We start from the raw sequence: 16,087 nt of genomic DNA on the forward strand, positions 1-16,087 counted from the left end.
AAGGTCACATTGAATTAACACAAATGAAACATTTTTCTTGCACACTATTTTAAAAGTGTGGTATTTATTTGTTGAACAGAATAACAACAACAGGAGGTTGCCATGAATCGACTAGATTATGGTAGTGCGCTAGATGCAGTCGTAGAAAGGCCGAGTCGCTCAAGAAGCTCCAATAAGAAGCGTAAATGGCGTGAAATTGAAGCACTGAAAGAGAAGCACCGCTTACTTAAAGAGCTACAAGATATCGATAAAAGTTTCGAATGTGAACTTGATAACCTCCTAATGTAAAATATCAAGATCAAAAAGAGCGCATAATGCGCTCTTTTTTGTGTCTGGAACACTTATGTCTATTTCCCATGGATGGATAGAAATTGACTTTGTGTCTGGCCATAAATGTTCCATACATTTAATGGCATTTCCTCCACTGACCCATAGGGATATGGGGAATGTCTTAAAGCGTATTGAACGCATAAGACCTTGGAGGTCAGAACACTTATTAATCAAGAGAGGATAAATAGCTCTCTGTTGTATTAATCTGTGTCATCTGAATTAATGTACTCTCTAAGCTCTTCAAACAGAACATTATCATCGTCATTAAACAGAGGGTCATCTATCAGCTTGAGGGAGCACTCCTGCTGTATGTTTTTCCAATCCTCCTCATCGGTCATCTTTGACCACAGCGGGAATATGGTGCTGTTCTCATAAAGCATATGCTCCTCTTGCTCAACAACATAGGATTTAAGATCGGTAACTAACTGCTCTCTTGAGACCATCACATCACTTAAAATTAAGTTTAAGTTCGCCATTAACGAAGCGGAAAACTCGGTCAACCTTTGATGCTCTTTAGCCAGCTTTTCATTACGCGCTTCAGGGGAGTACTTAGCCATATAATAGCTATCAATGATATCTTCTAAAGGGTGATGGCTATGCTCTGCATAGCTTTGCATATACTCAACAATATCCCTGATCAGGTTATAGTTAACAGCTTCGCCAACCTCTAGTCTGCTATATTTCACCTTCAGAATGTTGAGCAAAATTGCGATATGTTTATGATCATTGTTCAGTCTTGCAAGCATAGTGATCTCCATATTCCGAACACCTTATATGTACAATACTAGTAAATAGATTAAACATTACCCAATATAGCAAAAGCTCCTCTCTCGTTGACGTGACTAAGATCAACTTAAAAGGAGATAAAAATAGCAGTATTAAGAGACGCTCGATTCAACCACGCTTCTAACCGTTTTAAGGGATCCCTGTAGGCGATAAAATGCATCCCCTGCCGAACTGGCTTCTTTCAGGTTTCTCTCCACCAAAGATGCAAAGTAATCCTCCTGCTCCTCCGTCATATCTAACACATGGAAACTACTGCGGATCTCAGTAGTTACTCCGGTTAAAGCTGCACTAAACTTTTGGTCATGCTCTACAATTGCGCCTGAGATGTTCCCTAAAAGCCCTTGGATCTCTTTAAAAACATGCTCAAGGGTTTTCTGACGACCGATATCCATAACGCGTGCTTCAAGACCTTCTACAATAACCGCAATCACATCCCGTAATCGCCCATATAATACTTCATCATCCATAGGCATATTTTTAATCAAAAACGAAACATGCTTATCATTACATATGGTTCGACTGCCAAAGTCATATAGGCGACCATGTTTATCCAGCAGCTCTAAAATATTGGCTTCAATGGGGCTAATCTCTGCATTTTTGGGAGCAAAGTAGTGCACCTCCATATCACGGATCTCTAAACAGGTACTGAGATTAAGCTGCTGCATCAACTCAAAGAAAGCATCGGCCAAGCTCTGGTAATCATTACAGAGAAAACACTGTCTGAAGAACTGCAAAACGGCGCCATATTGCGATGACTCAGTCATGGACTGAAATGCCATATTTCTCGACATCGACTCAGCTTGAACCAGAGATTGCTTCTTAGCCTGATATGAAGCAACCGCTTGCACCTTTGCCTGAAGCTCTTTAAGCTCAAAAGGCTTAGCGATAAAATCAACGGCGCTAACCTCATAAGCCCTCAGTCTCTCCTCAAGAGTATTCATGCCCGACACAAAAATGACGGCCACATCTTTCCCTGAGTTCATCAACTCCTGACATAACTCAATACCACTTACATCAGGGAGATTGATATCCATCAGAATGAGCTCAGGTGTCTCTAGCTCCAACGCTGTGCGATATGAGTTAGCATCATTAAAGAGAGAGACCTGATAATCATCACTCAACACTTCAGATATCAACTCACAATAATCCGGATCATCATCGACGACCCATACTCGTATTTGTGCCATAACCCTCTATCTCCTTATATAAGCTCTAACCGCACACAACCCAAAAAATTAAACGTTATTTCACCTGCAACCCATTTTGAAACACTTATACCCAAACAACTTCAAGATGCAGGTTAAGACCTACTCACTAGCACAAGCGAATTGAATCCCCACCTGCTCAAGAGAGTCCACAAGCCCCTCCAGATCAAAGGGCTTATGCAACACTCGATAGGGCATATCTTCATTTTTATTGATACCGATATCACCGATAAAGCCCGATATCAGCAACACAGAAAGGTCTGCATCTGCCGACAGCTCTTTAGCCAGTTCATAACCATTTATCCCACCAGGCATCAACACATCGGTTATCAATAACTTTATATCCCCTAGACCATTGCTATAGCGTCTTCTCACCTCTAAAGGATCGCTACAGGATTCAACTTCCATTCCCAACAACTCACAGTAATCCTTTAATACATTGAGCAGCTCAACTTCATCATCGACAATCAATACCTTAAGCTTACTCGCGACCACAGGCATCTTTGCCCGCTCATCATTTTTTACCTCTTCGGCTATCGCCTGCCTAGTCACAGGAAACCAGAGGCAAAATTCGGTCCCCTGATCATCAGATTTCATCACGCTCATATAACCTTTAGAGCGCTTAACAAAGCCATACACCATAGATAAACCAAGTCCAGTGCCTTTGCTCTTATCTTTGGTGGTAAAAAAAGGCTCAAAGATTTTTTCTAAAAGATGAGTAGGGATCCCGCAGCCAGAGTCTGTTACAGATACAGTGACATACTGTCCCTCTTCAACCTGAGGACTCCCTGTTATGCCAGGCAGTAAGCCACTCAAATAGGTGATATCTGTTTTAATCAAGATATCTCCCTCTCCACCCATCGCGTCTTTAGCGTTTAACACCAAATTAAGTAGCGCATCTTCTAAATCGCCACGATCGACATAGATATCTGCGATATCATTATTCACTTCCGTTTTTAGCTTTATCTGGGTCGTGAGTGATTTACCAAGCAGCTCCTCCATGCCACCAATCACCTCATTAACTTGACAGTGATGCGCGCTAAACTGCTCCTGTCTTGAAAATTGCAGCAAACGTCGAGTAAGATCTGTCCCCCTTTGGCAAGCTTTAAACGCATTTTTAAGATAACGCAGTAGCTTCTCCTCAGTGATCTTTAGCTCCAGTAACTCCAAGTTCCCCTTAAGAACACCCAATATATTATTAAAATCGTGCGCAATTCCTCCCACTAGCTGCCCCATAGCCTGCATTTTTTGAGTTCTGGCCATAATGTGTTGTAACTGCTTTTGCTCGGTTATATCTCGGCCTACCAAAGCAAATAAGCTGCCATGCCCACTCGTCTCCTCCAGTGCAACTAAGTGCATATGCAGTAAAGCTTCTTCGTTATTCGCTGTTGTACAGATAAGTTCACCATCAAAATCGGTGCGGCAGTTAATCGCTTGCAATAGCGGGTTCTCCTCACCCCCCTCCAGCCCAGATTCAAATAACATGGTAATAGGTTTACCAATCAACTGACTTCTGGGGTAGTGACTAACACTGGTCGCTGCAGCGTTAGAGTACATGATGCTAGGCACACCAAAAGGCGATCGACTCGCCACTAGAATAAGATCTTCACTGTTACTAACGATCGATTGGAACATCTCACTGTCAATTGTTGATGTCACTCTGGCTCTCGTACTCTCCTGCCCCTCACCGGATTGTTGAGCCAACATCCCCATGATGATCTCTGACAGCGTTTCATTTGATGACAATAGAAATGACAACCACTCCTCACTTGCAGAGTGGAAAAAGATCTGAATATTGGCTCTTTTGGCTGGCCAGATAACAAATGATTGCCAGCGATGAACTGTGGGTTCCTGATTTATAAATGGCCAATCCTTAGCCTCTTTCCATAGCGTTAAATAGCGAACAGGATCACGACACCAACAGGTTGTGCAAGCAGGCATATCTTCCGATTCGAACCTGTCTTTGGGGAATATTAATACCGCTTGGGATTGACTTAGCTCAGCTAAGACTCGACATAGGGGAAGTAAAACATCCTCCCCATTGATAAAATCAGCCTGTAACTTTCCTAACTCAGCAAGTAATCGAGGCCACAAAGGATTAAGATCCGTTTGAGAGAATTCTTTAAACGCTGTAGAGTCCATTCCAATTACCTTTATCCTAGGCCATCTTTTTAATTAACTTTATGTTAATAAGCATAGTTAAGGCTTAATATTTCGCGACTTTAATTCCCTATAAAGTGTGGAACTATTTAAGAAAATTTTGTAAGGAAAACTATTTACATGAGTTCGAGTCGTTGGGTTGGTGCCCATGTCAGCGCATCAGGCGGGATTGCCAATGCCCCCATTAATGCGAAGAAAATTGGCGCTGATGCATTTGCGCTGTTCACAAAAAATCAAAGACGATGGCAAGCAGCCCCCCTATGCCCACAACAGATAATAGATTTTAAACAGAACTGCCAAGAAGCAAATATCTCAAGTGAAGCCATTTTACCTCATGATAGCTACCTGATTAACCTTGGGCATCCGGATCAAGAGCAACTTGAAAAATCCAGATTGGCATTTTTTGATGAGATGGAGCGTTGTGAGCAGATGGGGCTATCGCTACTTAATTTCCACCCAGGAAGTCACTTAAGAAAGATAGGGATTGATGAATGCCTATCTAAGATCAGTGAGTCGATAAATATGGCGTTAGACAAAACGCAGCATGTCACCGCCGTAATTGAAAATACCGCAGGACAAGGATCAAACCTAGGTCATAGTTTTGAGCAGCTCGCTCAGATCATCGATGGCATAGAGGATAAATCTCGCGTTGGGGTTTGCATAGATACCTGCCACATGTTTGCTGCAGGTTACGACATCAGTACCTATCAGGCCTGCGAGGAGAGTTTCGCCCTGTTTGACAGGATCGTAGGCGATCGCTACCTAAAAGCCATGCACCTCAATGACAGTAAAACGCCACTAAATAGCCGTGTAGACAGACACGAGTCTTTAGGCCTAGGTCATATTGGAAAAGAGGGGTTTGAATTTATTATGAACTACCCCGCCACTGAAAATATTCCACTGGTACTGGAAACCATCAACTCTGACATTTGGGTAGATGAGATAAGTTGGCTACGCAGTTTGACTAAAAAGAAGCTCTCAGTGGATTAGTACTCATTAACGATCACTGTAAACATTTATAGATAACCGCGACGACTTTAGTTGGTTCACCATGATCGGTTTGCAACCAAACAATGTGGGTACCTCCCAACTCTTCGCCATGATTCATGGCGTTGACTTTTGCATCTCTTAACGCCCTCTCACCTCGTCCTACCCCTGTCACCATGGCAAAACTATCACAATGGGTCACTTCAAAATCATAAGCTTCATTGATCCTATGATACAACTCAGGTTCATCCATCGAGGAACATGCTGTCAGCATGAGAGAGATAAGTATTGCAGTCAAAATTTTATACACAGTTTGGAACCTATCTGAAAAACTGCGAGGCAAGATATACAAATTGAAAACAAAAAGTTGTGATAGAGATCACATCAACTATTTGAAGCAGGATACGTGGTGATACACAAGTGAACTGGATAACTCAGTGTAAATTAAGCCTCTTGAATCAAAGTTTATATGTAAAAAACAGAGTGACTCCCCACAAGTATCATCATTACTTTTAACAAAGGTAATATTCAGTGGACAATCATTCACTAGACAGTAAAAAGAAGGGCGTGCCCTCCTTTTTAATGCCAATAGGTATATACCCAAGCTACCTCAATATAGTTGTTTGGGTATAAATCAGTTCAAACACTAGAGAATCTTGAAAAGGTGTGTTTTTAGTTGCTCAAAATCTGCAGGCAATGTAACAGACAAGATATCCTTCTTCTCCACCGCAGCAAGTTCTTGAGGAAGCGGTAGGTTGACCTCAAGCTCTCTATCGACCACATCTTTAAACTTAGCTGGGTGCGCTGTCCCTAAAAATATCCCCCTCTCACCATCAGATTGAGTTAAACTCAGCGCCTGGGCTGCGATGGCAGCATGGGGCTCAGAGAGGTAACCTTGACGATTCAAAGCATTCAACGCCTTTGAAGTATCCAGCTCCGATAGAGCAACACCGGTAATATCGGCTAAAGACCACCCCATCTTCTCAACTATCGCCTCAACCCTTGGCCAGTTGCTTGGTTCAGACACATCCATTGCATTAGACATGGTGGCAACCGTAGCATGTGGCAACCAGTCCCCCTTATCAAGATAACGAGGCACGGTATCATTACTATTGGTTGCAGCAACAAATCTCGCGACAGGTAACCCCATCGCCTTAGCAAATAGGCCCGCAGTTAGGTTACCAAAATTACCACTTGGAACCGCGATGACAGGATCTTGCTTGTGCTCGCGCTTAAACTGAGCAACCGCTTCAAAATAGTAACAGATCTGTGCGAGTAAACGGCTGATGTTAATTGAATTTGCTGAGTTTAAGTGCAATCCATCACGTACATCACTGTCTTCAAATGCTCGCTTAACTAAGTCCTGACATGCATCAAAATCTGACTCAACCGACACAGTGTGAATATTGTCCCCGAGCGTGGTAAACATCTTCTCTTGAAGAACACTTATCTTACTTTTAGGGTATAACACCACAACTTGGATCTTATCTAGCCCAAAGAAAGCATCTGCAACAGCAGCGCCAGTATCACCTGAGGTTGCCGTTAATATATTAATTTTTTCATCACCCGCCAGCTCATTCAGACACTGGGCCATAAAACGGGCACCAAAATCTTTAAAGGCTAAGGTAGGGCCATGAAACAACTCTAGGCAGTAACGCTGATCATCAGCCTTAGCCAGTTTAAGGTCGAAGTTAAAGGCTTTCTCAACGAGAGAGTCAACTCTCTCCTGCCCTATCTCACTGGCGAGCCAAACCCCTAATACCTTTTTGCTACGCTCGACAAACGGCAGTGCCAACAGCGAGTCCATATCCTCTAACACAGGAATAGATTTAGGAAAAAACAAGCCTCTGTCTTTACCTAGTCCTAACGTGAGTGCTTGGGCAAAGTTAACCACTTGTGAGGGGTGTTTTAAGTTATACAGTTCCATAGGTTTAACTACCTTTTTTCAATACTTATTAATCTATTGTGCGAGTGCCTAAGGCATCGAGCTTACATATATGAGAGAAACCAAGCCCTTGCTCAACATAGTTTGAGTCTAACCAGGCCTGCGCTGCTTGCGCCGTCTCTAAGCTATCGGTAACAGAGAAGAGTGTCGGCCCGCTACCTGAGATCCCCGTCGACATCATGCCTATCTTATCTAACGCGTCTTTGGCTAGCTCATAACCAGGAATGGCTGATGCGCGGTAAGGCTCAGCCATGACATCTTTCAATACCGAGATAGCCAGCTCAGCATCTTGCTTATATGAAGCGTGAACAAAAGCACTTAAGTTACGCCCAAAATCGATAGCAACAGACTTATCATAATATTCTGGCAAGAGTTCACGCATCTTAGCTGTCGAAAGGGAGATACCTGGATAGGCAACAACCCAGTACCAGTTTTCAAACGAAGGGATGCTGTCACACACTTTCGCTTGTGTATCTAGCATTAACTGCATCCCACCTAAATAACAGGGCGCGACATTATCATAATGAACAGAGCCACTTATCTTGCCCTCAAACTCCCCCATCAATCGCAGTAAAGCTTGCTTATCATAGGGCCTGTCAAAGTACTCATTTAATGCATAAAGAGCCGCAACAACCGAACTCGCACTTGATCCTAAGCCACTCCCGACTGGAAGGTTTTTCTCTAAAGTAAGTGCAACCCCATCTTGCTTATTTAATTGCTCCATAAAAAACAGTGCACATTGATAAACAATATTCTCCTTCGGCTCCGGTGGAAGCTTATCAGCCCAATGGCCCTCCACCTTTAATTGCACTCCAGAAGCAGATGCAGCGATGGAGACTTTATCCCCCAATAAACTGCCATCAATAGGTGCAAGCGCTGCACCCAAGAGATCGTAACCGACTCCAACATTTCCCATGGAAGCTGGGGCGTAAACCGTTAAACTCATAGAGAAGCTCCCTTTTTCATACTCATCAGACAGACACCTTCATCTCTGCTTCTCATCAAAAGTTGTTCGCTCAATATATTCACACTCATGCACTCATCTCCCGAGTCCAGTTTAATGTTCTAAGCAGATCAGCAAATGCGCCAGCAGCAGTCACATCGGTACCCGCACCATAGCCACGAAGTACGAACGGGATAGGTTGATAATAACGGCTATAGAAAGCCAACGCATTTTCGCCACCCTTGACGCTATAGAGAGGGTCCTCAGCATCCACTTCAGCTATCTTGACTCGGCATCCATCATCGTCGATTTGACCTAAATAACGCAGTACCTTTCCTTCTGAGCGCGCTTTCTCAACCCACTGTGCAATCTGCTGATCCAGCTTAGGCAAGTTAGCCATAAAGGTCTCAACGTCTCCACTGGCATCAAAGTCATCAGGTAACACTGACTCAATAGTGATATCACTAAGCTCCAGCTCCAATCCTACTTCACGGGCTAAAATCAACACCTTACGAGCGACATCCATGCCACTGAGATCGTCTCTAGGATCGGGCTCTGTAAAGCATTTATCTCGCGCAATTCCTGTCGCCTCAGAGAGTGTCATCCCCTCGTCTAACATACCGAAAATGTATGACAGAGAACCCGATAATATGCCATTGAACTTAAGCAGCTTATCACCAGCAAACAACAGCTTTTTAAGGTTATCAATCACAGGCAGCCCAGCACCAACAGTCGTTTCATAAAGGAACTGTCTACGCTGTTTAAGGGCGGTTTGACGCAGTGCACGGTAGTATTCGATATCACGGGTATTTGATTTCTTGTTTGGCGTCACGACATGCAGACCCGCATTCATCACATCCAGATATTTATTGGACACAGACTCACTAGAGGTACAATCCACCAGCACAGGGTTGAGTAGTTGCTGCTCTTTGGCCCACTGCAACAGAAAGTCGAGATCGCACTCAGTTTGGCTATCACTGAGCAGGCCTTGCCAGCTGTTAAGGTCGACCCCCTCGGCATCGAGAAGCATATGATGTGAGTTAGCGATACCACACACGCGAATAGTGATATGTTCCTGCTTTAACATCTGAGTTTGTTGTTTGATCTGCTCAAGCAGACCTGCACCAACATTGCCGCATCCCACCAGAAACACGTCTAGGTAGTGCTGTACATCAAAGAAGCTTTGATGACAGGCTGAGATAGCATGCTTAATCTTACGCTGCTCGATAACGGTTGAGATGGAACGCTCCGAAGAGCCCTGCGCTATCGCAACTATATTCACCGACGCTTGCGCCAGTGCTTGGAAAAACTTGCCTGCAACCCCTTTATGAGTGCGCATGCCATCTCCGATCAATGAAACGATCGCCAGATTATCTCGCATCTCAATCGGCTCTAAGATCTCATTTTTCAGCTCTAACTCGAACTCCAGCTCCAATGAAGCTTTTGCTTTATGAGCGTCTTGAGTCGCAATACAGAAACTGATGCTGTACTCAGAGGAGCTTTGAGTAATAAGAGAGATTGAGACACCAGCACGGGAGATAGCACCTAGCGTTCGACTCGCCATCCCTACCATGCCTTTCATCCCAGGACCTGAGATATCAAACATCGTCTGCGCATCAAGATTAGAGATAGCCTTCACATTTAAGCCGCTCTCATCCGCCTCATTTGAGACTAAGGTGCCTATGGCTGAAGGGTTAAAGCTATTACGGATATAACAGGGGATGTGGTAGCGGGCAATCGGAGAGATGGTCTTAGGGTGAAGTACTTTGGCACCAAAATAAGAAAGCTCCATCGCCTCTTGGTAACTCAACTGAGAGAGAAGTTTTGCATCAGCAACAACACGAGGATCAGTATTGTAAACCCCGTCAACATCAGTCCAGATCTCACAGCAACTAGCATCGATACAGGCTGAAAGAACGGCTGCGGAATAATCGGAGCCATTACGCCCAAGGGTAACTATTCTTCCCTCTCGGTCTCCAGCAGTAAAGCCGGGCATCACCCAAACACGTATACTCTCCAGCGGCACTTGTTTGAATTTAGCTTTACTTGACTCAATATCAACGACCGACTCGAGTGGCTCGCCATCGGCAACAAACAAGGCTTGAGGTACAAGTAAATCTGAACTTATCTCCTTAGCCAACATCAATTCGACCATCAATGCAGAGGAGAGCTTCTCACCGCAGACTAAAACTTCAGCGCGAACAAAATCGGGACACTCATTTAGCAAACTAATACCAAGCAGCTTCTTTTCCCAGAAGCTCAGTTGCTCAGTTAACTTATCCATTAGCAGAGATAGCTGAGAGGATGACAATGTGGAGCTAGCATCTTGGTACAAGGCGGTAAATACACGCTCTACATTCGCTAATACCGGCTTAAAATCGCCACCTTGAATTGCAAGGTCAACCATCTCCAGCAACCCATTTGTCACTGTTGCAGGCGCCGATAATACCACTGCCACGGACTCATCTTTTGCTGTATCAGCGACAATTGCCGCTGCCGCACTAAATCGTTGCCAATTAGCCAGCGAGGTACCGCCAAACTTCATTACTTTCATACTTTCTCCTTGTACCGCGCCAAATACCTAAGAAACAAAAAAGCCCGCTCCTTGGTGTGGGAGCGGGCTTGTCATATTCAAAAAAATTTAAGTACGTTTAGCCTGCCCCCACGAATGTAATCGTGGTGGTTGTAATAATGGTGGTTACAACTCGATTTAGGCAATGCATCAGAAAATTAAGCTATCCAAATAAACGTGAAAATCAGTGGATACAGAATTGCTTTTTTTCTATGGGGCTGTCAAGCCCCAAATATTAAGTTAACTGAAAAAAACCATTAGTTCCTCTTTTTCATCAATAGCATCCACTGACGAAGCTTAGCTGATACTTATACTTGATTTTGTACTAAGAAAACCACAAACCTTACGTTTACGGCAAAGTAAGTGATAGTTGTAAGCAATTAAAAACAAATGAGATAACAATAATAAAATAATCAAACGCCATATAAACTCCGTAAAACAGCATCTAACATAGAAGCTGTGATACTAAGGGTGAAAATACACAAAAACAGCTCTAAATACCCAGTTATCATTTGTGAATTTATTTTTAAAAAATATGCTTAAATAGTCACAACTTTCATTTAATAGTAAAAATCCGCCAAAAAACAATCAGGGCTGACCTGAAAATCATCGGTCAGAAAGCTGAGCTAATCGACATTACCTGATGCAAATCATCGCCAATGAATAAAAAGAGCGCTAGAATGCGCCCACATTCTGAATTGGAGGCGATATGAAAATCACCCAACACTGCGCAGTTAGCATTCACTACCGTTTATCTGATGAACAAGGCCAAGTTATCGAAGATTCATTTGAAGGTGAGCCAATGCTATATCTTCATGGAGCAGAGAACATGATCCCAGGTCTGGAAACAGAACTTGAGGGTAAAGTTGTCGGCGACAAACTGGATGTTACAGTTAATGCTGATAACGGTTATGGTCCATATCACGATGGTTTGCGCCAAGAAGTCCCATTGAGTGCTTTCGGTGATATTCAGGATATCGTACCTGGTATGCGCTTTATTGCTGAAACAGAGATGGGACAACGTCCTGTCCAGGTTAAAGAGGTTAAAGATGATGTCGTTGTTGTTGACGGAAACCATCCTCTAGCGGGTCAATCACTTAACTTTATCGTTGAGGTGATGGAGGTCCGTGAAGCGACAGCCGAAGAGATTGCCCATGGTCATATCCATGCACATGGAAGCAGTTGCGGATCAGAGCATGAACATAGCCATGAAGGCGGATGTTGTGGCGGCGGACATGATCACAACCATGAAGAGGGATGCTGCAGTGACAAGAAAGATGAACCCGCTAAAGAGGGTTGTGATGGCAACGGCGGCTGTGGTTGCAGACACTAATAGCAATATAACTCGGTAATGAGCTAATTAGTATTAACTCATTACGAATAAATATAAGCCCACTGCATGCTATCCATGCAGTGGGCTTTTTTTCGGCTAGAATGAATGGATAGAAACACGAACTAGTGCACAAGACTATTTACAAGCTCAAACAAAGGACTGTTTATGCTTAGCAAACCTCTCTATGAAATTCTGCCTATCACCTATATCGCAACTGGCTCGATAAGCTTATTGATATTAGATAGCTCCTGGGGACTTGTCGCCGCCTTTACCATCTTCTATCTAGGTAGCAAAGTCTATAATATGCGCTCTCAAAACCGTCGTACAGATCCGGTCAAGAAACGTAAAAAAGGTAGGCTTCCACAAGCCATCTATAACTCACTTCCCTTTGTTTACCTATTACTTGCCATTATCACCTATAAAATATCAACAACCGATTTGAGCTACATAATCAGTTGTAGTTTGACAAGTTACTCGCTCTATATCTTAACAAAGCGGGCATCTAACCGACGACATCAACTCCCGTTAAGCCACAGTATGTTTTAATCTAAGATCAATGTCTTAATCTTCTCTCTCTGCTCGGGAGACATATGCTTTAGATAGTTAGAGCAACGTGTGATAGTCGCAATACTTATCTTATACTCAGCAGCTATCTGACGTTGACTCATCTCACCAATAAGTAGCACTTGAAATACTTTTAGCCTGCCAGCAATAGCACTTCGCTCCTCCTCTGTTAACAGGAGTTCAAACAGCTCAATTAGCGCGTTGTGATCTTGATGACTCACGACCTTTTCTAATACACTACCCCACTCAGCTCTCATCAACCTTCACTCCAACAATCTATATGCATCTACCTGTTTGATGATGAAACAGGAGAGCAAGTTGTACTGCCTCTCCATTACAATAATACCAATAAGCCCATTAAATCCAAAGCTATCATCCTACTAAGCCAAATGTTCATACTAAATAACACAAAACTCAGTTACAAATCGTTTCATCTTTACATGTAAACTCTTGAATATTTGGATAGTACCACTCGATAAAAAAAGAATACAATAACGGCGTAATGTCACAAAACAACAAGAAACGTGAGAGCAATATAATGAACAAGAATGCAAAAATGGCCATCTTGGCAGTTGTTACCAGTACCGTGCTAGCAACAAGCGTACAGGCAGGTAATTTCAAAAAGACCGATGATGCAATTGAATACCGTCAATCAGCATTTAGCTTACTCGCCTACCATTTTGGCGATATGGGTGCGATGTTAAAAGGCAAGAAACCGTTCGATGCTGAGGTGTTTGCTATGCGAGCAGACAATGTTGCCGCACTTTCAAAGCTTCCTTTAGAGGGCTTTACACCAGGTTCTGATAAAGGTGACACTGAAGCGCTCCCTAAAGTCTGGACTGAAAAAGCTGATTTTGATGCCAAGATGCTTCAGCTTCAAAAAGATTCAGCAGCCCTAGCTATTGCGGCAAAAGCTGACGATAAAAAAGCACTGAAGCAAGCCTTTATGGCAACAGCTAAAAATTGTAAAGGTTGTCACGATAGCTATAAGAAAGACTAAGTAACACTGTCTACAGTAAGCCTGACTGCACAAGTCATCAGGCTTACTGCTTCTTATTCTGATTGGTATAACACTCAGCTACAGCATTCCCACAACAGGTTTAATTAAATAGTTTCCAACCAAGCCAGCTAACAGGGCCACCAGCAATAAAGCCACCAAGACAGATGTAAACTTTAACTCCAATCCGCTTGCCTCAGATACCTGCTTGTAACCTGTGATCATAGGAGTGATTAACTTATCACCTTTAAGCCTATGGTAAGCAACAGCCAATACATGGATAGAGGCAAAGCCCAACATCACATAGAAGATTTTTTTATGTAGCCAGCTCATCAAAGAGCCGGTCTCACTCGATACCAAAGAGTACAGTGGACCTTCAGTAAATATCTCATCAGTTGCAAATAAACCTGTGGTCAGCTGAGCAGAAACAAGCATAATCAAGGCAATCACCATATACCCACCTAATGGGTTATGACCAATGCTAGAGGAGACACCGTGCTCCTTAGTCAGTTTCATATAATCCAATACCGCTTTAGGGTGTTTAATAAAATGACTAAAACGCGAAGTATCGCTTCCAACGACCCCCCAGATAAGCCTAAAAACAATAAAAACCATTAAAGAGTATGCAAGAACTTGATGCCAATCCATCTCTCCTGCATCAGCCGTCCACCAGAGCCCTCCTAATAAAACAATCATGCCCCAGTGAAAAATCCGTGTAGGAAGATCCCAAACTTTAATTTTATTGTTCATTTATTTACCAGATATGAAAGTAGGAAAAGAAGATTGAATAACGATGTTGGTTGTATTTTGTGCAGCATTGGCAGGCATTATAAAAAAAGTGACTACACTTATCCATTCAAATATGACCTCCTTGTCCCCCCTTTACAAGCAATTTACACCAGTTATTTTCAATAATTGTCTAAGTGATCAAATAAAAGCCAAACAACACAAAAGAGCTGAAAAAACGTGATCAAGATCACGACTTTCGCTGTGGAGATTGGTAATCTGAATCCAAGGCAATAATAGAAGGTTCAATATATGACAAAGATCACTAGCAAAAACCTTGAAGTTACTCCCCTTATTCGTGAACGCATTCAGGCTCGTTTAGATAAGCTAGCTAGACATGATATTCAGCTAATCAATCCACATGTCATCATTGTTCAAGAGAAGCAGTTATTTAAGATTGAAGCCGCCGTCGGGATCCCAAGTCACAAGCTTTTTGCTCAAGCAAAACATGAAGACCTTTATTCAGCAATTAATGCCATGGGGCAGAAGCTAGAAAAACAGCTCAACCGCCTAACCCATAAACCAGAAGCTCAACGTTATGAATCCCTCAAGAGACAAGAGGAAGCTGTAGACCTCAATATTGAAGATGAAATAGATGAGGAGTTTGCCGCTTAACGTCCAAGCGGTGCTAACCTTAATACACAGAGGTATAGTGGCAGTAGTAAGTGATAGTCGATTTTAGCGATACAAGATTCAGACGATTAACCCGCCTCAATTAGGCCCTAAACAGATATAGTTAGGAAGCCATAGGCAAATAAGCTTTTATAGCAAGTAGGTCTGAAAGTATAAAGTGAGATAGTAGATCTGGCTCTTGCCTCCCTTAATCGAGAAGCGTGACGCAACTAGCTAGATCTCAGCACTAAGAGGAGTGATAAAGAATCACTGACATCATTTGCAAAATAGGTAATCGTAAAACCGGTAGGAAGTAGTCAGGCAAACTTAGCCTTAATGGCCCTAAGCAGATACAGCTAGGAAGCCAGAGGCAGATAAGCTTTTATAGCCCATATGCCTGAAAGTGTAACAGCGTGACATGAAACCTAACCCAGCCTCCCTTAATCAAGAAGTGTGACGCAACCCGTTAGGTTTCAACTTAAAAAGGAGCGATAAAGGTATCACTAACTATAGATCGCAACACAGGTCATCGTAACACAGCTGGAAACGAGTCAGGCAAGCTCAGTCTTTATGTCACAACACGCCTGATTAGTGTAAAAATAAACACGTTTTTAAACCTAAAACAGTTTCAATGACAATAGGAGGAACCCTGAGTTTGATTTTTAAATATTTTCATCTAGAGCGCACCTTATGGTGCGCTTTTTTATGTCTGGAACATTTATGCCATCATTCCATGGACGGAATGTATGGTACGCCCCGTTATTGCAAATAATAAAGCAAGATAACAGGAGTTGGTTTGCGCTAATGTATTCAGAGTCTATTGAGACCTTCATTAGTCCCAGCTCTACGATGAGATCCGCGCCAGAT

General features: G+C 42.9%; 16 protein-coding genes. 6 read left to right on the forward strand and 10 right to left on the reverse strand.

The window, feature by feature from the left end; all coding sequences use genetic code 11:
- The first annotated feature begins 102 nt into the window (after positions 1-102).
- Positions 103-288 (forward strand): DUF3545 family protein, encoded by a 186-nt coding sequence (locus tag K0625_RS12330; RefSeq protein ID WP_012323916.1) that lies wholly within the window; start codon positions 103-105, stop codon positions 286-288.
- Positions 289-530: 242 nt separating this feature from the next.
- Here K0625_RS12330 and K0625_RS12335 read toward each other — a convergent pair whose 3' ends face one another.
- The 3 genes from K0625_RS12335 to K0625_RS12345 all read right to left on the reverse strand — a co-directional run bounded on the left by K0625_RS12335 (position 531) and on the right by K0625_RS12345 (position 4,463).
- A complete protein-coding gene (locus tag K0625_RS12335; RefSeq protein WP_232847065.1) occupies positions 531-1,076 on the reverse strand; it encodes a hemerythrin domain-containing protein in 546 nt (181 codons plus the stop codon).
- A gap of 132 nt (positions 1,077-1,208) precedes the next feature.
- Positions 1,209-2,303, reverse strand: coding sequence for a response regulator transcription factor (locus K0625_RS12340; protein WP_220109964.1), 1,095 nt, complete (start codon positions 2,301-2,303; stop codon positions 1,209-1,211).
- A 120-nt stretch (positions 2,304-2,423) separates the two neighbouring features.
- Positions 2,424-4,463: a hybrid sensor histidine kinase/response regulator gene (locus K0625_RS12345; protein ID WP_220109965.1), complete on the reverse strand. Its 2,040-nt coding sequence runs from the start codon at positions 4,461-4,463 to the stop codon at positions 2,424-2,426.
- A 138-nt stretch (positions 4,464-4,601) separates the two neighbouring features.
- Here K0625_RS12345 and nfo point away from each other — a divergent pair, with 138 nt between their 5' ends.
- Positions 4,602-5,471 carry a deoxyribonuclease IV gene (gene nfo / locus K0625_RS12350; RefSeq protein ID WP_220109966.1) on the forward strand — a complete coding sequence of 290 codons (870 nt, stop codon included), beginning with the start codon at positions 4,602-4,604 and terminating at the stop codon, positions 5,469-5,471.
- Positions 5,472-5,484: 13 nt separating this feature from the next.
- Here the strand turns inward: nfo and K0625_RS12355 are convergent, their stop codons facing one another.
- The 4 genes from K0625_RS12355 to thrA form a co-directional block, all read right to left on the reverse strand.
- Positions 5,485-5,742 carry a hypothetical protein gene (locus K0625_RS12355; protein WP_220109991.1) on the reverse strand — a complete coding sequence of 86 codons (258 nt, stop codon included), beginning with the start codon at positions 5,740-5,742 and terminating at the stop codon, positions 5,485-5,487.
- 372 nt (positions 5,743-6,114) lie between these two features.
- Positions 6,115-7,395, reverse strand: coding sequence for a threonine synthase (thrC, locus tag K0625_RS12360; RefSeq protein WP_220109967.1), 1,281 nt, complete (start codon positions 7,393-7,395; stop codon positions 6,115-6,117).
- A 28-nt stretch (positions 7,396-7,423) separates the two neighbouring features.
- Entirely contained in the window at positions 7,424-8,359 is a 936-nt protein-coding gene (gene thrB, locus K0625_RS12365; protein ID WP_220109968.1) for a homoserine kinase, read from the reverse strand.
- An 85-nt stretch (positions 8,360-8,444) separates the two neighbouring features.
- A complete protein-coding gene (thrA, locus tag K0625_RS12370) occupies positions 8,445-10,910 on the reverse strand; it encodes a bifunctional aspartate kinase/homoserine dehydrogenase I (RefSeq protein WP_220109969.1) in 2,466 nt (821 codons plus the stop codon).
- 727 nt (positions 10,911-11,637) lie between these two features.
- On the opposite strand from thrA, the gene slyD reads away from it, so the two are divergent.
- Positions 11,638-12,261: a peptidylprolyl isomerase gene (gene slyD / locus K0625_RS12375; RefSeq protein ID WP_220109970.1), complete on the forward strand. Its 624-nt coding sequence runs from the start codon at positions 11,638-11,640 to the stop codon at positions 12,259-12,261.
- 165 nt (positions 12,262-12,426) lie between these two features.
- Positions 12,427-12,807, forward strand: coding sequence for a hypothetical protein (locus K0625_RS12380; protein ID WP_220109971.1), 381 nt, complete (start codon positions 12,427-12,429; stop codon positions 12,805-12,807).
- On the opposite strand, the gene trpR is transcribed toward K0625_RS12380, so the two are convergent.
- Positions 12,804-13,082: a trp operon repressor gene (gene trpR / locus K0625_RS12385; RefSeq protein WP_220109972.1), complete on the reverse strand. Its 279-nt coding sequence runs from the start codon at positions 13,080-13,082 to the stop codon at positions 12,804-12,806. The two genes, K0625_RS12380 and trpR, sit on opposite strands and share 4 nt — an antisense overlap.
- 281 nt (positions 13,083-13,363) lie before the next feature.
- Here trpR and K0625_RS12390 point away from each other — a divergent pair, with 281 nt between their 5' ends.
- Complete coding sequence (locus K0625_RS12390; protein ID WP_220109973.1) at positions 13,364-13,825, forward strand: c-type cytochrome; 462 nt, start codon at positions 13,364-13,366, stop codon at positions 13,823-13,825.
- A gap of 78 nt (positions 13,826-13,903) precedes the next feature.
- On the opposite strand, the gene K0625_RS12395 is transcribed toward K0625_RS12390, so the two are convergent.
- Positions 13,904-14,572, reverse strand: a complete 669-nt coding sequence (locus K0625_RS12395; RefSeq protein ID WP_220109974.1) for a cytochrome b/b6 domain-containing protein — start codon at positions 14,570-14,572, stop codon at positions 13,904-13,906.
- A gap of 288 nt (positions 14,573-14,860) precedes the next feature.
- Here K0625_RS12395 and hpf point away from each other — a divergent pair, with 288 nt between their 5' ends.
- Entirely contained in the window at positions 14,861-15,223 is a 363-nt protein-coding gene (hpf, locus tag K0625_RS12400; RefSeq protein ID WP_220109975.1) for a ribosome hibernation-promoting factor, HPF/YfiA family, read from the forward strand.
- Between the two features lie 659 nt (positions 15,224-15,882).
- Here hpf and K0625_RS12405 read toward each other — a convergent pair.
- The coding region (locus K0625_RS12405; RefSeq protein ID WP_220109976.1) for a hypothetical protein at positions 15,883-16,087 on the reverse strand (205 nt) is incomplete at its 5' end.

The organism is Shewanella nanhaiensis (assembly GCF_019457885.1).
Classification (GTDB): Bacteria; Pseudomonadota; Gammaproteobacteria; order Enterobacterales; family Shewanellaceae; genus Shewanella; species Shewanella nanhaiensis.